At 62.9% G+C, this 18,032-nt stretch carries 14 protein-coding genes and 1 pseudogene; 1 reads left to right on the top strand and 14 read right to left on the bottom strand.

What is annotated here, in order from left to right:
• Nucleotides 1-83: 83 nt before the first annotated feature.
• The 3 genes from ftsH to ybgF form a co-directional block, all read right to left on the bottom strand.
• Nucleotides 84-2,006, bottom strand: coding sequence for an ATP-dependent zinc metalloprotease FtsH (gene ftsH, locus JQ624_RS12565; protein WP_212419191.1), 1,923 nt, complete (start codon nucleotides 2,004-2,006; stop codon nucleotides 84-86).
• Between the two features lie 266 nt (nucleotides 2,007-2,272).
• A complete protein-coding gene (gene tilS, locus JQ624_RS12560) occupies nucleotides 2,273-3,307 on the bottom strand; it encodes a tRNA lysidine(34) synthetase TilS (protein ID WP_212419190.1) in 1,035 nt (344 codons plus the stop codon).
• Between the two features lie 50 nt (nucleotides 3,308-3,357).
• The gene (ybgF, locus tag JQ624_RS12555; protein WP_212419189.1) at nucleotides 3,358-4,497 is read right to left on the bottom strand and encodes a tol-pal system protein YbgF; all 1,140 of its coding nucleotides are present in this window, start codon (nucleotides 4,495-4,497) and stop codon (nucleotides 3,358-3,360) included.
• Nucleotides 4,498-4,678: 181 nt separating this feature from the next.
• Here ybgF and JQ624_RS12550 point away from each other — a divergent pair, with 181 nt between their 5' ends.
• Nucleotides 4,679-5,551 (top strand): alpha/beta fold hydrolase, encoded by an 873-nt coding sequence (locus JQ624_RS12550; protein ID WP_212419188.1) that lies wholly within the window; start codon nucleotides 4,679-4,681, stop codon nucleotides 5,549-5,551.
• Nucleotides 5,552-5,600: 49 nt separating this feature from the next.
• Here the strand turns inward: JQ624_RS12550 and pal are convergent, their stop codons facing one another.
• From pal to glnA (JQ624_RS12495), 11 genes and pseudogenes are all read right to left on the bottom strand, one after another.
• The gene (pal, locus tag JQ624_RS12545) at nucleotides 5,601-6,092 is read right to left on the bottom strand and encodes a peptidoglycan-associated lipoprotein Pal (RefSeq protein ID WP_212419187.1); all 492 of its coding nucleotides are present in this window, start codon (nucleotides 6,090-6,092) and stop codon (nucleotides 5,601-5,603) included.
• A gap of 241 nt (nucleotides 6,093-6,333) precedes the next feature.
• Nucleotides 6,334-7,074 carry an N-acyl amino acid synthase FeeM domain-containing protein gene (locus JQ624_RS12540; protein WP_212419186.1) on the bottom strand — a complete coding sequence of 247 codons (741 nt, stop codon included), beginning with the start codon at nucleotides 7,072-7,074 and terminating at the stop codon, nucleotides 6,334-6,336.
• A 168-nt stretch (nucleotides 7,075-7,242) separates the two neighbouring features.
• Nucleotides 7,243-9,573, bottom strand: coding sequence for a bifunctional diguanylate cyclase/phosphodiesterase (locus tag JQ624_RS12535; protein WP_212419185.1), 2,331 nt, complete (start codon nucleotides 9,571-9,573; stop codon nucleotides 7,243-7,245).
• Nucleotides 9,574-9,749: 176 nt separating this feature from the next.
• Complete coding sequence (gene tolB / locus JQ624_RS12530) at nucleotides 9,750-11,042, bottom strand: Tol-Pal system beta propeller repeat protein TolB (RefSeq protein WP_409334318.1); 1,293 nt, start codon at nucleotides 11,040-11,042, stop codon at nucleotides 9,750-9,752.
• A gap of 126 nt (nucleotides 11,043-11,168) precedes the next feature.
• A complete protein-coding gene (locus tag JQ624_RS12525) occupies nucleotides 11,169-12,107 on the bottom strand; it encodes a cell envelope integrity protein TolA (protein ID WP_212419183.1) in 939 nt (312 codons plus the stop codon).
• A gap of 47 nt (nucleotides 12,108-12,154) precedes the next feature.
• Nucleotides 12,155-12,631, bottom strand: a complete 477-nt coding sequence (locus tag JQ624_RS12520) for a biopolymer transporter ExbD (protein WP_212419182.1) — start codon at nucleotides 12,629-12,631, stop codon at nucleotides 12,155-12,157.
• Between the two features lie 37 nt (nucleotides 12,632-12,668).
• Nucleotides 12,669-13,382, bottom strand: a complete 714-nt coding sequence (gene tolQ / locus JQ624_RS12515; protein WP_212419181.1) for a protein TolQ — start codon at nucleotides 13,380-13,382, stop codon at nucleotides 12,669-12,671.
• A gap of 1,110 nt (nucleotides 13,383-14,492) precedes the next feature.
• Entirely contained in the window at nucleotides 14,493-15,245 is a 753-nt protein-coding gene (locus tag JQ624_RS12510; protein ID WP_212419180.1) for a hypothetical protein, read from the bottom strand.
• Between the two features lie 252 nt (nucleotides 15,246-15,497).
• Nucleotides 15,498-15,659 (bottom strand): annotated as a pseudogene (glnA, locus tag JQ624_RS12505) (glutamine synthetase); the annotation flags it as partial.
• Nucleotides 15,660-15,675: 16 nt separating this feature from the next.
• Nucleotides 15,676-16,206 carry a DUF992 domain-containing protein gene (locus JQ624_RS12500; protein WP_212419179.1) on the bottom strand — a complete coding sequence of 177 codons (531 nt, stop codon included), beginning with the start codon at nucleotides 16,204-16,206 and terminating at the stop codon, nucleotides 15,676-15,678.
• 330 nt (nucleotides 16,207-16,536) lie between these two features.
• Nucleotides 16,537-17,946, bottom strand: coding sequence for a type I glutamate--ammonia ligase (glnA, locus tag JQ624_RS12495; protein ID WP_212419178.1), 1,410 nt, complete (start codon nucleotides 17,944-17,946; stop codon nucleotides 16,537-16,539).
• Between the last annotated feature and the right edge of the window lie 86 nt (nucleotides 17,947-18,032).

The raw sequence follows: 18,032 nt of genomic DNA, 5'->3' as shown, positions 1-18,032 counted from the left end.
CGCGACCCGGGCTCCTCGCAACGACGGCCGCGACATAAAAAACGCGGCGTTTCCGCCGCGTTTTCTGCTCAGATGCGATCTGCTTACGCCTGCGGCTGCGGCTCCAGGCCGGGGTCCGGATCGGGACGCGGGCGCGACTTGCCGGCCGGCGGCACCGCCGAGGCACGCGGGGTAGTCGGCTCCAGCACCGACTCGCGGTTCGGCTTTTTGCCCTTGAGCAAATCCTGAATTTCATCGCCGGAAAGCGTCTCGAATTCGAGCAAGCCCTTGGCAAGGGTTTCGAGGTCTTCGCGTTTCTCGGTGAGAATGCGTGTCGCTTCGTTGTAGCCTTCTTCGACAAAGCGCCGGATCTCGGTGTCGATCTTCTGAACCGTCGCTTCCGACGCGTTCTGGGTACGGGATACCGACATGCCGAGGAACACCTCGTCCTGGTTTTCGCCGTAGGACACGGTGCCAAGGGCTTCGGAGAGACCCCAGCGCGTCACCATCATGCGCGCCAGTCGCGTTGCCTGCTCGATATCGGAAGAGGCGCCGGACGTAACTTTCTCCTTGCCGAAGATCAGTTCTTCCGCGACACGGCCGCCCATCATGATCGCAAGCCGCGACGTCATCTGCTCGAGCGACATCGACAGCTTGTCGCGCTCCGGCAACTGCATCACCATGCCGAGTGCACGACCGCGCGGAATGATGGTCGCCTTGTGGATCGGATCGGTCGCGACGACGTTGAGGCCGACGATGGCGTGGCCGCCCTCATGATAGGCCGTCAGCAATTTCTCTTCCTCGGTCATGACGAGCGACTTGCGCTCGGCGCCCATCATCACCTTGTCTTTGGCTTCCTCGAACTCAGCCTGCGTCACCATGCGCTTGTTACGGCGGGCGGCGGTCAGCGCCGCCTCGTTGACGAGGTTCATCAGGTCGGCGCCGGAGAAGCCCGGGGTGCCGCGCGCGATGGTCTTGAGGTTGATATCCGGCGCCAGCGGCACCTTGCGTACGTGAACTTTCAGGATCTGCTCGCGGCCGACAACATCAGGGTTCGGCACCACGACCTGACGATCGAAGCGGCCGGGGCGCAGCAGCGCGGGATCCAGCACGTCGGGACGGTTGGTCGCCGCGATCAGGATCACGCCTTCATTGGCTTCAAAACCGTCCATCTCGACCAGCAACTGGTTGAGCGTCTGTTCGCGCTCGTCATTGCCGCCACCGAGACCGGCGCCGCGATGGCGGCCGACCGCATCGATTTCGTCGATGAAGATGATGCAGGGCGCGTTCTTCTTGGCCTGCTCGAACATGTCGCGGACGCGGCTGGCGCCGACGCCGACGAACATTTCGACGAAGTCCGAGCCGGAAATGGTGAAGAACGGCACGTTGGCTTCGCCCGCGACCGCACGCGCGATCAGGGTCTTGCCGGTGCCGGGAGGACCGACCAGCAGCACGCCGCGCGGAATCCGTCCCCCGAGGCGCTGGAATTTGCCGGGATCGCGCAGGAACTCGACGATCTCCTGCAGGTCCTGCTTGGCTTCGTCGACGCCAGCTACGTCCTCGAAGGTGACGCGGCCATGGGCCTCCGTCAGCATCTTGGCGCGCGACTTGCCAAAGCCCATCGCCTTGCCGGCGCCGCCCTGCATCTGGCGTGACAGGAAGATCCACACGCCGATCAGCGCGATGAAGGGCAGCCAGGAGACGAGCAGCGAGACGAACCACGGCACGTTGTCGCCGGGCGGCTTCGCGGTGATCGAGACCTTGCCGTCATACAGACGCTTCACCAGCGTCGGATCGTTCGGCGCGTAGGTCTGGAAAGAGGAGCCGTTGGTGAAGGTGCCGTGGATATCCGGCCCCTGGATCACGACGTCGCGCACGCGGTTCTGGTCGACCTCGCTCAACAATTGCGAAAACGAGATGTCCTGTGAGGACGTGCGCTGACCCGGATTCTGGAAAAGCGTGAACAATGCCAACAGCAGCAAAACAATGATGACCCAGAGGGCGAAGTTGCGCAGATTGGCGTTCATCGATCTTCCTTCGTGGTCGCGCGGATCGCGGCCCTATGTCCTTGGCAGTAACCCTAGAGTATTCTTTGGGTGGTGTGGCGAGAATCCCCGATCCACTGCACCCAATCTAGGTGGCGCCTGGGGCAATGCCAAGGGAACCACACGGGACTATTTAACGCATCTTAACGCGATTCCCGGTCAAAAAATGACGCAAAAGCCGAGGTTTTTCCGGGGTGGTTAAGGCTCTTGGTGCCGATATCGCGGATATTGCGGTATGTGGACGCCTCTCACGCCCGGTTGCCCCTCCGCGGCGGTGCTGGATCGATATGAATTCGCCCCTTCGTCAGGCCAATCGCCGCCCCGGCCAGCGTCTGTTTCAGCCTTGGCTGCCTCTCGCCATTCGCAATGGCCCGGTCCAGCACCGCCAGCAGCGCTTCGACCTTGCCGAGTTCCGCAGGCCCTTCGTGACCGGCCCGGTCAATCGCGCGCTTGAGCAGCCGAAGCCGGATTTCCTCGGGCAGACCGGCAAATGCGGCGGCATCGAATCCGAAGCGCGAGGCATCATCGCGATCTCTCAAGGCGAGATAGCGCTCGGCGCCGTCGGTCAGCACCTCGATCGCGGCATTCGCCCGCGCCAGCCTTGTCGCCAGCCGCGCCAAATTTCGGCTGTCGCCGCCCTCCTCGACCAGCGCAGGCATCAACGCGCGCAGCCGCGGCCGTGTGAAGCTCATGTCGCGATTGGTGGGATCGTCGGCAAAGGCGATCTTCGCCCTGCCCAGCGTCGCAACGAGCCGCGATTTCGGAACGTCGAGCAACGGCCGCGCCACCCACACGCCCTCACGCTCGGTCTCGCGCGCCATCGCGGCGAGGCCGGCGATGCCGCTGCCGCGCAGTATCCGCATCAACAGCGTCTCGGCCTGGTCGTCGCGGGTATGCGCGGTCAGGATGTGCGTGGCGCCGCTCGCCCGCGCGGCTTTCGCCAACAGCCGATAGCGCGCCGCGCGGGCTGCCGCCGGCAAGCCGGTCTTCGGCTTGGTCCCGGTCCAGCGCAGCGTGCGATGGGGCACATCGAGCGTACGTGCGAGGCGCTTGACGTCGCGCGCCTCGCGCGCGGCCTCGGCCCGCAAGCCGTGGTCGACGGTGACGGCAATCAACCGCGGCCCGCGCGAAAGCGCACGGCGCCAGCGGGCGGCAAGCCACATCAGGGCAAGGGAATCGGGACCGCCGGATACCGCCAGCACGAGCGCGGGCGCCGCCTTCCATTGTGCGAACAGATCTTTCGCTTGCTGTACCGAGATCGGCGCGTGGTCGTCGTCAGCCATGGCATCGCCAGTCTATGCGAGGCCGATGGCGGCCTCGACCGGCTTCCGCTTTAGCACTTAACCCGCTTTTGCTCACGATCGACGGCAGCCTTTACGCCGGCCGACGCGCGCGGATACTTCCGCGTGACTTCGCCGAGCGCGGCGCAGGCGGCTTCCTTTTCCTTCAGCGCCGCCAGCGACTGGCCGAGCCGCAGCAGGGCGTCGGGCGCCTTGCCCGACTTGTCGAACTTGGTGGTCACACCAAGGAACGCTTCGGCGGCGTCGCGATATTGCTGACGCTGGAAATAGCTCTCGCCGAGCCAGTATTGCGAGTCCGCGACCAAGGGGTCGTTCGGATGTTTCTGCGCAAAATTCTTCATCGTCTCTTCGGCCAGCGCATAGTCCTTGCGCTGCATGTAGCCGATGCCGAGATCGAATTCGTCCTTCGGCGTGGCCGAAGGCGGCAGCGTGGTCAGCGCGGCGCTGGCGCCGGGCCCGGGACCGCGCGGTGGCGGTGCGGCTGCAGCGGGCGGCGGCAAGGCGGCGCCGCCGGGATCGCGCGGACCACCGAGATTGAGCGGTTCGCCCGGACCGCGCCCGCCCGGCGCACCGGCCGCCGCTTCGCCCGACATCGGCATCTGGCCACCGCCGAGCGCGCGCGGCGCGCCCGGCGCGTTGGGATTCTGGCTGGGATCGAAGGCATCACCGCGACGGCGGCCACCGGCCTGCGGGGCTGCCGGATCCTGTACAATCGGCGCGGGAGAGGCGATCTGCGGCTGCTGGTCATAGCCGGGTTGGGCCTGCGGATAGCCCTGCTGCTGGCGAACCCCCTGCTGCGGATAGCCCTGTTGCCCCTGCGGCGGGCCGGGCTGAACTGGAGGCGGCGCTGCGGCCACGTTGGGCTGCGCAACCGGGGGCTGGCCACCACCCGGCGCGGGCGGCGCGGCTCCAAGCTGGCGCAGCCGATCCTCAAGCTGGCGGTTGCGATACTGCAGCTCCTCGTTCTGGCCGGTCAGTTGCCGGAGCTGGCTTTCCAGCCGCTGGATCCGCATTTCCAGGTCGGCGTCATCGGACTGCGCCGGGACTTGCGGGGAGCCTTGCGGAGAACGCTCCCACGGGAACGTGATCTGTGCGGACAAGGTCTGCGTGGACAAGCCCAGCATCGCGGCGATCGCCGCGGCACCGGCAGCATTGAGGAATCTGGATGACATTTTGCCCTGACGACGAAAATCACGTGTCAAACGAAAGCAGAACACATTGAGAGAGCGAGTACGCCAGAATTGTGACTGGCATTTCCGATTCGGTTCGCGGAATTCCGGTATGGTTTAGTATCCGCTTCAAGACAAGCCGTCCGGTCCGGCGGACCGTTCACAAATCGAGGGAGGTCCGTTCATGCACGTATCTGTGAACGGGGTGCGGCTGTTCTTCGATGTCGAGGGCGCGAAATTCGTCCCCGACGGCCCGGTGATGCGGGAAAAGCCTGTCCTGCTGATGCTGCATGGCGGCCCCGGCTTCGACCACTCCATCTACCGGCCTGCCTACTCGGCCTTGGCCGACATTGCCCAGATCGTCTATCTCGACCATCGCGGCAACGGCCGCAGCGAGGACGGCCCGCAGCAGAACTGGAATCTCGCCCAGTGGGGCGACGACGTGCGGGCGTTCTGCGACGCGCTCGGCATCGTCGACCCGATCGTGCTGGGCGCGTCGTTTGGCGGCATGGTCGCGCTGGCCTACGCCACGCGCCATCCGGCGGCCCCTTCGAAACTGATCCTGATCAGCACCGCGGCCACGGGCGACGAATATCTGGAGCGGCGGGTCGAGTTGTTCGAACGCTTTGGTGGACCGGAGGTCGGCGCGCTGGCGCGGCGTCGCCTGCTGGAAGAACAGGGCCATCCCGATCAGGCTTCGGTTGACGCCTGGGTGCGGCTGGCCATGCCGCACTATACGCGCGTCCCGCGCGACCCGGACATGGCACGCCGCGCCATCAATCGGCAGGAAGTGCTGCAATGGTTCACGCGGCCCGGCGGCGAGAGCCACAGCTACAACTTCTTCCCCGACCTGGATCGCATTCAGTGCCCGACGCTGGTACTCGGCGGCGAAGACGATCCCATTCACCCAATCGAGAGCCAGGCCGACATCGCAGCCGCGCTGCCGCCGCAGCTGGTGCGGTTCGAACGGTTCGCCGACTGCCGGCACGCCTGCATACAAGACGCACCTGAGCGCACGCTGGCCGCGATCCGTCGCTTCATCATGAGCCCAAAATAAAACCGGCGCCCGAAGGCGCCGGTCCAAAATTCTGCGAAACGGAGGACGCTCAGGCGCCGGCGTTCAGCACCGTGACGGCGCGGCGGTTCTGCGACCAGCAGGAGATGTCGTTACAGACCGCCACCGGACGCTCCTTGCCGTAGGAGATGGTGCGCATGCGGTTCGGATCGATGCCGCGCGAGGCGAGATAGCTGCGCACCGACTGGGCGCGGCGTGCGCCGAGCGCGATGTTGTATTCACGGGTGCCGCGCTCGTCCGCATGGCCTTCGATGGTGAAGGAATAGCGGTTGTAGGTCTGCAGCCACTGCGCCTGCTTCTCCAGCGTGGCGATCGCCTGCGGGCTCAGTTCGGTCTGGTCGCTCTCGAAGAACACGCGGTCGCCGACATTGACCACGAAATCCTGCTGGCTCCCCGGGGTCGCCGCGCTCGCCATCGCGCCATCGGCGCCGACGTTGTTCTTGGCGCAGGCGCCCATCGACAGCGCCACCGCGACCACAGCCGCCAGCTTCCATCCCTGGAGGATACGCATCTGATATTTCATTCCGGAGCCTCCAACGCTCACGTTTTTCGACTGTTATCCGGTCTACAGGTCGATGGTTAAGCGAACGTTCCGTCAACCTTGATGGAACCTTGCCAGACCCGATCAAATGCCGACAAACCGTGAAAAGCGACCGCGATAGTTAATGGTTTGTAAATGTGGCGCGACGGTGAAGGCAAGTGCCAATCGGCCCAAAAACCGCAGTGAGGCTAGCTTTCAGCCAAAAATCCCCGTGCACGCGGGTTCAGGCGTTCGGCACAATCGAGGGTCGTTCGAAGGGTGTAACGACCGCGTTGGAAAAAAAACTGCGCTCGGCCCGGCGCTCGAACAGCATCCGTCGCTCAAAGGCGCTCGAGCGCATAATTGGAAAGCGCGTCAAGACCTTCTCTCGCAGAGTCCGGAAATCGGACGCCATCAATGCCACCTTTATTATCAGGTTTGGTGCCGAACGCGGCTCGGCCAGGGTCTCATGCAGAAAGACCCGGCGGTAAAACGCCTGGTGCTCGGCACGAACGAGCGCAAGCCCGGTATCGGCGTTGAAATGCTCGCATGCCAGATAGGCCAGGCGCAGCGTCAGATATGGAAGCTCAGGAAACCGCTTGGCTTTTTCCGGGTCTGCAACAAAACGCGACGGGTCGATGAAGACTTCGCCCTGATCGAGGCGAGGGTGAAGAACATCGCCGAAAACATCCGTTGTATAGGACATCCGCCATTCTGACGTCAGAACGTGGAGCCGAAGAGAGCTGCAGAGTTCGCCGTCAACGTAGATGCCAAAGGTCCAGGCGTTCGGCGCATCGTCATAACGATCGCTGACGCGCTGTGATGCCGACGGCGAGATTAGTCCTCCGTGCAGATAACCTCTGTAGCGCAGCGCACAGATGCGATCTTTGTCCTCGGAGGTTTCGATGAGCCGGTAGTCGACGCGATCGAACAGCCCTGATCCCCGCACAGAGCGCGGAGCGCGCGGTTCGGCTATGGGCTCCATCTGATAACCTCACACGTTCACGGCATTTTGGGGCAACTTCTGCGTGTGAAAAAGATTAACGGTTTCTTAATAAAATTGCAAAGGCTTAGCGAGGTTAGGGTTAACCTTTTTACCCGCAAAAACCCGGTGATTTCGAGTTGATAGACCGTGCAACCGGTCGAGCTAAGGTTAGGCGATAGATCGCGAGGGCACCGCGACGATCTGATCGTCGCGCATGCTGCGTCCGTGCGAGGCGTTCAGCAATTGACGAACCCGCACCGCGGGCACCGGCGGACTGAACAGATAGCCCTGCGCCTCGGTTATCGCGCCGTCGGCACTGATCAGTTCGAGCTGCTCGTTGGTCTCGATACCCTCGACCACGACGGACATGCCGAGGTCGGCAGACAGCCGCGCTACGCCACGCAGCAGCGTCAGTGGACGGTCGCTGTCGATGCCCTCGAGGAACGAGCGGTCGATCTTCACTTTCTGCAGCGGGAAGTTGTGCAGATAGCTCAGGCTCGAATAGCCGGTGCCGAAGTCGTCGAGCGAAATCCGCACGCCGAGCGAATGCAATTGCGACAGCACGTCGTGCGTCAACTGGGTGTTACGCAGCAGCGAGGATTCGGTGATCTCGATTTCGAGCCGGTTCGCCGGCAGGCCAGAGACCTCGAGCGCGTAGCGCACTTCGCTCAGCACGTCGCGCTGATGGAATTGCTGCGGCGAGAAGTTGACCGCGACGCTGACGCCTTCGGGCCATTTCATGCATTCCATGCAGGCCTTGCGCAAAATCCAGCGGCCGAGATCGACGATCAGGCCCATGTCCTCGGCGACCGGAATGATATCGGTCGGCGACACCGTGCCGCGAACCGGATGATTCCAGCGCAACAGCGCTTCGCAGGTGGATATCCGTCCCGATTTGAGATTGACCAGCGGCTGGAAGAACAGCTCGAACTCCTCATTGGCCAGCGCCTTGCGCAGGTCCAGTTCGAGGATGCGGCGGGCTTCGACGACCTGCGCCATCTCCTCCCGGAAGAAGCAGAAGGTACCGCGGCCGTCAGCCTTGGCGCGGTACAGCGCCATGTCGGCATTCTTCAACAGCGTATCGGCGCTGACGCCGCGAGAGGTCATGGCGATGCCGATGCTGGCGCCGATCTCGACCAGATGATTGTCGATCTTGTAGCGCTCGCTCAGGCGATCGACGATGCGCCGGGCGAGACCGGCGGCGTCGTCGGGGGAATGGATGTTCTGCTGGAACACCACGAACTCGTCGCCGCCGAACCGCGCCACGAAGTCCTCGGGCCGCAGCATCTCGCGCAACCGCTCGGACACCGCGCACAGCAACTGGTCGCCGCAGGGATGGCCGAGCGTGTCATTGACCTGCTTGAACTGGTCGAGGTCGACGAACAGCAGCGCCGACAACTGCTCGGCGTCTTGCTGGACGGCCAGAAGCCGCCCGATCTCGTCGCGGAAATTGACCCGGTTCGGCAGCGCTGTCAGTTCGTCGTAGCGCGCCAGATGGCTGATCCGGGCCTCCGCATTGCGGCGCTCGGTGATGTCTTCCACCAGTACGACTGCGCCGCCCCCCGCCATCGGCTGGAAGGTCCATGACAGCGAGCGACCCCGCGTGGCGTCGGTGTCGGTCGTAACCATGTCGCCGGCCTGCGCGTTGACGATCTCCGACAGGATCATCTTGCCGCTCGTCTCCGAGATCGAATGCGAGGTGATGCAGGCCGCGATGATGTCGGGCGCGCTGGCGCCGCGGTCAATCAGGTCGTCGGACAGGTTCATCATTTCGCTGAAGCGATGATTCACCACTGCAAGCTGCCCGTCGGCGCGGAACATGCACAGGCCGTGCGGCATGTTGTTCAACGCAGTATCGAACTGGCCGGCGAGCGCCGCTTCGCGCTCGCGCGCCACAATCGCTCCCATAAATATTCTATGCAGGGTGGCCGAGATCCGCATGAGCGTCACAAGAAAAACGGCGCTCACGACTGACATCGCGACGTAATAGGGCGTGCCGCGCAACGCCAGCGCGATCACCGTTGGACCGAAGATAAGCGTGACCTGGAGCTGGAAGATCCACTGCCGTCCGTAGGCCCTGCCCGCACCACCCGCCGCAAGGCCCGTCGTGACGGATAAGGCAATCATGTGGGCTACGGCGTCGTCAGTGCTCAACAAGGTGACGGAGCACCACAGGCCGATGGCTGCGGCCTGAATCATCGCTCCAATCTGATAGCGCTTCTGCCACCGCGTAGCTTCATCGGCAGTCACACTCGATTTGCGAGCCTGGTAGCGCTGCAAATCGAATGCCCGGACAGCGCCGGTGGCGATGAGAAGCGCAACACAGCACCAGATGAGATCACTTCCGGTCTTCAGCGCGGTCAAGGCCGCCGCAATGGCCGCGAAGACGAGACCCGCAAGCAGCGGACCGGACGCTTCGAACAACGAATCGATCAACGCCGTGTGAATGGGCGGTGATTTCTCCTCGTCAGGTACTTCCCGCTGATTGGCAAGCTGCATTTCGGGCGCGCGTCCTCTCCAGGTCGTAGTTCTACCCGGTGCAGATGAAGTCTTTCTGAGGGAACATCGTTACCAAGTGGTTGCATTTGCAGCACACGGCAAAAATTTTCCTGATAAATCATCAGGCTAGGCAATGTTTGCCCATAACGCCATGCCGGTTGCGCGGCCGGGTTCCATCAGGACAGCAATGGCGACCATGCCGGGTCGGAGGCAAAACCGGGCGTTGGTACCCGCAATTCGTTGCGACCTGAGATATCGACGGTGAACAAGGACGGCCCGCCGCTGCCGCCGGGCTCGCGGAAGAACATCACGACCCGGCCGTTCGGCGCAAAGGTCGGCCCTTCATTATGGAAGCCCGAGGTGAGGATTCGTTCGCCCGAACCGTCGGTCTTCATGATGCCGATCGCGAATTGTCCGCCGCCCTGCTTGGTGAAGGCGATGTAGTCGCCGCGCGGCGACCACACCGGCGTCGAATAGCTGCCCTCGCCGAACGAGATGCGCTGCGCGCCGCCGCCGGTGGCCGCCATCACGTAGATCTGCGGCTTGCCGCCGCGGTCGGATTCGAAACAGATCCGGGCCCCGTCAGGCGAATAGGACGGCGAGGTGTCGATTGCCGGCGTGTCGGTCAGCCGCGTCGTCGACTTCGAACGCAAATCCATCACGAACAGGTTCGAGTTGCCGCCCTGCTGCAGGCTCATGATGATGCGCTGGCCATCCGGCGAGAACCGCGGCGAGAACGACATGCCCGGGAAATTGCCGACGATCTCGCGCTGCCCGGTCTCGACGTTGAACAGATAGACCCGCGGGTCGCCCTGGCCGAATTCCATATAGGTGATTTCCTGGGTCGACGGCGAGAACCGCGGCGTCAGCACCAGATCGCTTCCCTTGGTCAGATATCTGACATTGGCGCCGTCCTGATCCATCAGCGCCAGCCGCTTGACGCGGCGCTCCTTCGATCCCGTCTCGTCGACGAACACGACGCGGCTGTCGAAATAGCCCTTCTCGCCGGTCAGCCGCTCATAGATCTGGTCGGAGATGATGTGGGCGATACGCCGCCAGTATTCCGGCGAGGTGAAATATTGCTGGCCGGTGAGCTGCTGAGCGGTGTTGACGTCCCAGAGGCGGAATTCGGCCTTGAGGCGGCCATCGCCCTGCCGCGTCATGCGGCCGGTCACCAGCGCCTGGGCATTGATCTGCTTCCAGCTATTGAATTGCGGCGCGGTGTCGATGTTGGTGATGCGCTCGATAAAGGCGGCCTGATCGATCGGCGCGAACAGCCCGCTGCGCTTGAGATTGTTGGTGATGACCTGCGACACGCCCACGCCTACTTCGGCATCTCCAGGCGTGCCGGCGACGAAGTTCGGGATCGCGATCGGGAGCGGAGTGAATTCGCCCTCAGGAATGACGACGCGTTTCTGGGCGAAGGCATTCCGGATCGGACCGCCCATCAACAGGCCCGTTGAAGCCATTCCGGAAATAATCTGCCGGCGGCTCAGGCGGAACGACGTAGCAGGCAATCCATCTTTGTCAGTCATGGCTTCAATCTTGCTCTTGTGTGATCGCCAATTGCAGTGATCGCCAATCGGCGAGCGCGGTCAGGCCTTTTCCTTGAACACCGGCGCGAAATATTTCCATTCCTCGTAGAAGGCCGCCGGCAATTTGTACGGCTGGCACTCGATGATCGCGCGTAGCGCGCTCTCCTGATAGACGCGGAGGAAAGGCGTCGCCGGAACACCTTCCGGAACCGGCGAGCCTTCAAGGGTGCCGTCGCGCTTCAGACGAATAGCAAACACGGCCTCAGGCTTCTGCGACTCGATGCCGCCATAGGGCTTTTTCCAGCACCGTTCGACCTGCCGCTGGAACATCGAGCCCCAGGTTGCGGAATTGTCCGCAGCCGTGCCCTTCGAAAGGCCGAGCGCGGCGTTGGAGTTCAGCGTGTCGCCGGCTGCGGCCTGGCGCGTCGGGTCGCGCTTGTCGAGCAGCGCCGCGATCTGCGTCTGATCGAAGTGCCGTTCGACGATCTTCGGCTTCGCCGGCTCGGGCGGCTTGGCGGCCTGCACCGGCTTCGGCGGCGGCTTCTTCTCTTCCTTCTTGATCGCCTCGGCGATCGGGTCGGGCTTCACCGGATCCGGCTTCTTCTCGATCGGCTTCGGCTCCTGCTTCGGCTCTTCCTTGGGCTTGTTCTCGACGGCCTTCGGCGGGTCGGGTTTCTTCTCGACCGGCTTCTCCTCGACCTTCGGCGGCGGCGCGGTCTCGGTCACGACCGGCGCCTTCTCGGTGATCTTGCCGACGGCATCGTCGACGGGCTTGGCCTCGGCGATTTTCTCGACCAGCGGCTTCGGGTTTTCCTTCTTGCCGGTCTTCATGCCGGCCATGACCTTGGCAAGCTGATCGGGAGAAACGACATCGACCGGCACCGAGTCTTCCGGCGGAATTTCGAGCGCCTTGGTCGAGAACGACAGCATCACCCAACCCAGCACGAGGACGTGCAGAGCGACCGATGCCAGGACCGTCTTGTCGACCTTGACCTTCACTTGAGCTTTCCCGCTCCGTCCTCAGCCGTCGCGCGCCGCTTCATGGCTCAGGAGCCCTGCTCCGGCACGATGACGATATTCGCCTTGAACCCCGCCGTCCTAATATACCCCAATAGTTTCATCATATCCGTGTAGCAAACGTCCTTGTCGCCGCGCAGGTATACCACGCTCTCGGCTTCCGACCGGGTCTCCCGGATCGCCTTGATCTTGGGCAAGAGGTCATTGGCCGAAATCAGCGTATCTCCAAGATAGAGTTCGACATTCGAATTGCATGCCCCGCCGGTGCGCTTGACCGACAGCGTCAACGGCGGCGCGTTGGCCTGGAGCTGCTTGCCGCCGCTGGCGACCGGCAGGTCGATATCGATGCTCGAGGTCATCAGCGGCGCGGCCACCATGAAGATGATGAGCAGCACCAGCATCACGTCGACCATCGGCGTGACGTTGATCTCCGCCATCACGGCGGCGCGACGCCGGCCGCGGCGTCCACCGCCACCGCCGGCCGAACCTGCCATGTTCATCGCCATGATCTTGATCTCACGATGCGCTCGTCATTTGCCGTCCTCACGCCCGCTCGTCGATCTGGCGGGACAGGATGGCTGAAAACTCGTCGGCAAAACCTTCCAGCCGCTGCGCCTGCCGATTCACTTCGGACGTGAACTTATTGTAGAAAATGGTCGCGGGGATGGCGGCGATGAGACCGATAGCGGTCGCAAACAGCGCTTCCGCAATGCCGGGCGCCACCACCGCGAGTGAAGTGTTTTTCGAGGCCGCGATCGACTGGAAGCTCGACATGATGCCCCATACGGTTCCGAACAGGCCGACGAACGGCCCGGCCGAGCCGACGGTCGCCAGCACCAGGAGCCTTCGTTCCAGCCGCTCGACCTCGCGGGCGATGGAGACGTTCATCACCTTCTCGATCCGCATCTGCAGGCCGGCAAAGGAGCGTGTCTGGCTCTCGAACGAGCGCTTCCACTCGCGCATGGCCGCAACGAAACACGCCGCCATCGATTGCGTCGGTTTGGCCGACAGCGCGCGGTAGAGTTCCTCGATCGATTGGCCCGACCAGAACGCCTGCTCGAAGCGATCCATGGCGCGCTTGGTGCGGCCATAGAGGAAAATCTTGTCGATCGCGATCGCCCAGACCCAGACCGAGCAGGCCAAAAGCCCCAGCATGACGGTTTTCACGACCCAATGGGCCTGCAGGAACAGGGCAATCAGCGATACGTCGGCGGAGACCAACGGCAGGGCTGCCGGAGCCACGTCGGCGGGATTCATGAGCGGTATCCTCTCAACGCAAGTGTCCCTATTTCCTCCGGGAGCAAACGGCTGCCGGTACCACAGCCGCGCGTCGGGCGCGGCGATATGCGCCAGCGCGAGAGCCGCTCTTGGTGTCGCATGGGGGGCCCGCCGAAAGCCGGGTCTTGCTTCCCCTGCCAACATGTCAAAACGAGGGCTATCAGCGCGTCATTCCGTCCCTAACCAGACGCTAAGCTTGGTTAACTTTAGGTTACCAAAGGGGAATCCGGCTGCCGGAAATCGAGGCAGGCCGGGCGGTTACGGGGGGCCCGGGGGCCGGGTTCCATGCCCCGGAGGTGGTGGCCGGCTGGTCGCCTCGCCCTTTCGAGGCGGCCGTTCCGCGGTCCTCGGGGTAACGCGTCATCAAGTCCCGTAGGATGGGGTGGAGCGCAGCGATACCCATCAACGGCGGCGCGTGTGGCGATGGGTATCGCTGCGCTCCACCCATCCTACGAAAAACGGCTTCGCGATCTCGCGGCACATTGCGCCCGAGGTTTGCTGGATAACTTCCCGCCCTCTTGTTCAGAGGGCGCAGGGAAGACCGGGTGCTTGCTGCACCCGCGGTCTCGCGTGCGATTTGCGCAAACAAAAGTGCACACGAGCATACAGGGCAGCGGGAGCATTCCGGCCTTCCCTGCGCAATGGCTTTACGGCTTACTTCGAGCTCTCCCCGGTGAACGGCTTTCTTGCCACCGTCGCTCCACGAGGTAACCCGTGAAACTTAGCGCCAGCACCGCGGCGCCAGGACCACACGACTTCGCCGTACGCTTCCGGCGCGTACGTCTCGCGCCACCCACGTCCATCGCATCTCACCGCACGTTCGTGACGATCGCGAGCGCCCCTCATCCGCCGTGAGACGGGCGGAGTTATGCCGATGATTTGCCCTGCAAGTTAAGCGGAATATTTTTGATTCCCGGGCTTGACACGATTTCGGAAAATCAGAAGTGATTTGCCCATCGTGTTGATTTGTCGCACCGGTGCATCGAGATCGAGCTTGCACGGCAGGCAAATCAGCTCGCAGCAAGTAGCGATATGCGGGTACTCTCTCGACGTAGCCCGGGTGTCACACCCGGGCTACGATTGCTCGACCTAGCGCAAACCGAGGCTTTGCAGGAGCGACGGTGTCTGGGCATTTTGCACAGCCTGGTCCTGTGCTCGGGGGTCGGCTACGGGCGGGACCTGTGCATCTTGCTCCTGCCGGACCTTTGCTCGATGATTTCGCTGGGGCCGGATCTCTGCTCGTGCATTTTGCACGGACCGGACCCGTCGGTGCTTTTTCGTAGGCCGGACCTGCGCTGGCGCATCTTGCACCACCTGTACGGGGGCAGCTTGCACGGGTTGTGCGGGCGCGGCTTGTGCGTGCGCCTCCTTCTCCGCCGCCCAAGCTTGGAATTGCTTGAACAAAGCTTCAGTGAGGGGCTGGCCGACCTCGGCTTGTTGGCTCTGATCGGCAGGTTCAACAGCCGTAGCGCTCTGACCAGCAGGTTCAACCGCCGCAGCAATTTCGTCGCGCCTCGGCGCGTCCGCTGTCGTCGTCGGCAAATCCTGAGTGGCGGCGATTGACTGAATTGTTGATGTCGACGGATCGGCGCCAGGCTGAAGCGCCGGGTTGTCGATCCACCAATCCGTCACGTTCGCAACGAGCGCGACCGGATTTCCGATCGACAGAATAGCGATGCCGATCGCTGTCACCGTTACAGCCAAAATACTCGCCTTGAGAATTCGCGACGAGATGGTCGCTATGTCCCAGGCCTTCCCGATATCCGGCTGCTCGGTTTCTTCCGCATGTCCGGAGAGAAAGATAGGAGAGCGATCCGGCTGAAAACCATCTTTTGTCGCCATGTGGTTGATGCCGCCTCTTGTTGAGAGCCTCCATCAATACCCCGCCAGCGAGGTCTAAAAGCGACAATCACCGCCACGATTTAGGAGAAGTCTTGATTTCACTGGGATATGGGAACCGCAAGATCACGCGGAAAAGCCCGGATTGCTTTGCGCAAGAGCGGAAATGACGGCCACCAAGACAAAAGGCGCCCCAAACGGAGCGCCTTTCGCATCGTTGAACGGTGATATCAGCGGCGCGAACGCCGCGCGAGATCACTGCGAATAATACATCTCGAACTCGACCGGGTGCGGGGTCATCTCGAAACGCTCGACTTCGGTCATCTTGAGCTCGATGAAGCTGTCGATGAAGTCGTCGTCGAACACGCCGCCGTTCTTCAGGAAGGCGCGGTCCTTGTCGAGATTTTCCACCAGTTCACCAGCGATGATGTCGTCACCGGGCCATGCGGCGGGCGGGCGCAGCGGCCGGCCGCAACTCCATTGTGGATACGCCTGCTGCAATATTCACGCCCGTCTGCCCCTGAACGGATGCCGGCTGCATGATGATCCTGCGGTCCGGGCCTCCAACCAGGACGTTGGCACTCGCTCCGGCGCCGACTGTGCCGCCGGCGGTCGCACCCGTGTGGGTTCCCGCCAATGCCCCCCGGGGCAGCGTTGCAGGCGCGAAGACCGCCCAGGCCAGCTGGCCGCCGGTCGTGGCACCGATGTCGAGGCCAAGCGTGCTGACGGTGCCCTCATAAGCCTCGCGTGCCCTACCTTTCGCTGACGCATAGATGCAGCTCAGTTGCCGCTGCCCTCCGACAACGAGGCCGACACCGGGCGATATGTTGCAGGTGAGCGTGCCGACCCTTGTCCGCCCGGTGTCCTGAGCCGTGGCCGGAGCCATGGCGAGGGCGAGCGCCAGGGCGACGCATGTGGTTGCGAGGCTATTCAACGTTGTTCTATTCAGGGTTGCTTTGGTCATGGGAGTCCCTCCATCGACACATTCTGATGGACCCCCTCAACGCGCAGCGACATCGCGATGTTCCCGTTCCAAGCCTCGTTCCGGGCTATAACTGCCTTACAGGCGGGAAATCATGGGTGTGCTGGTCGCGGGGCAGGCGGGCCGTGGAAACATGGTCCATCGATCGCCGGTGGCCATATGAGCGGAATTCGCGGCGGCATTCGGCCGATGAGTACACGAACCGGGCGGTCGAAACGCCTGATTTTCCTCGCAAAAACAAAAGGCGCTCCACAAGGAGCGCCTTTCGCGTTTCTCGGGCTGTGATACCGGCGGCGCGAACGCCGCGCGAGATCACTGCGAATAGTACATGTCGAATTCGACCGGGTGCGGGGTCATCTCGAAGCGCTCGACTTCGGTCATCTTCAGCTCGATGAAGCTGTCGATGAAGTCGTCGTCGAACACGCCGCCGTTCTTGAGGAAGGCGCGATCCTTGTCGAGATTTTCCAGCGCCTCGCGCAAGGAGCCGCACACCGTCGGGATCTGCTTCAGCTCTTCCTTCGGCAGGTCGTAGAGGTCCTTGTCCATCGCCGGACCCGGATCGATCTTGTTCTTGATGCCGTCTAGGCCGGCCATCAGCATCGCGGCGAAGCCGAGATACGGATTGGCCATCGGGTCGGGGAAGCGGACTTCGACGCGCTTGGCCTTCGGGTTCGCCGTGTAGGGGATGCGGCAGGAGGCCGAGCGGTTGCGCGCGGAGTAGGCGAGCAGCACGGGGGCTTCATAGCCCGGGACCAGGCGCTTGTAGGAGTTGGTCGACGGGTTGGTGAAGGCGTTGATCGCTTTCGCATGCTTGATGATGCCGCCGATGTAGTGGAGGCAGGTCTCCGACAGGTCGGCATATTTGTTGCCGGCGAACACCGGCTTGCCGTCCTTCCAGATCGACTGGTGGCAGTGCATGCCCGAGCCGTTGTCGCCATAGACCGGCTTCGGCATGAAGGTGGCGGTCTTGCCGTAGATGTGCGCGACCTGGTGGATGCAGTATTTGTAGATCTGCATCTGGTCGGCCATCAGCGTCATGGTGTCGAACTTCATGCCGAGCTCGTGCTGGGCGGAAGCGACTTCGTGGTGATGCTTTTCGACCTTGACGCCCATCTTGGCCATGGCGCCGAGCATTTCCGAGCGCATGTCCTGCACCGAATCCTGCGGCGGGACCGGGAAGTAGCCGCCCTTGGTGCGGATGCGGTGACCGAGATTGCCGCCTTCATACTCGGTGTCCGAGTTGATCGGCAGTTCCGAGGAGTCGAGCTTGAAGCCGGTGTTGTAGGGGGTGGTCTGGAAGCGAACGTCGTCAAATACGAAGAACTCGGCCTCGGGGCCGAAGAACACGGTGTCGCCGACGCCCATCGACTTGACCATCGCCTCAGCCTTCTTGGCGATGCCCCGCGGGTCGCGGTTGTAGGGCTCGCCGGTGGTCGGCTCCAGCACGTCGCAGACAATGACCATGGTGGTTTCGGCGAAGAACGGATCGATCGTCGCGGTAACGGGATCGGGCATCAGGCACATGTCGGATTCGTTGATCGCCTTCCAGCCGGCGATCGAGGAGCCGTCGAACATCAGGCCTTCGGCAAAGGCGTCCTCGTCGATCAGGCCGATGTCGAAAGTCACGTGCTGCCACTTGCCGCGCGGATCGGTGAAGCGCAGGTCGACGTATTTTACGTCGTTGTCCTTGATCGATTTCAGGACGTCTTTGGCGGTCTTCATGAATACCCCTATTGGCTACGGACGGTTTCCAGGACACGACTCTTCGCAAACGATCCGGTGAGATAGCGCGAACGAAATCAGGCCGC

It is taken from the genome of Bradyrhizobium sp. AUGA SZCCT0283 (assembly GCF_018130385.1).
Classification (GTDB): Bacteria; Pseudomonadota; Alphaproteobacteria; order Rhizobiales; family Xanthobacteraceae; genus Bradyrhizobium.
This window is presented reverse-complemented; position numbering and strand designations above follow the sequence as displayed.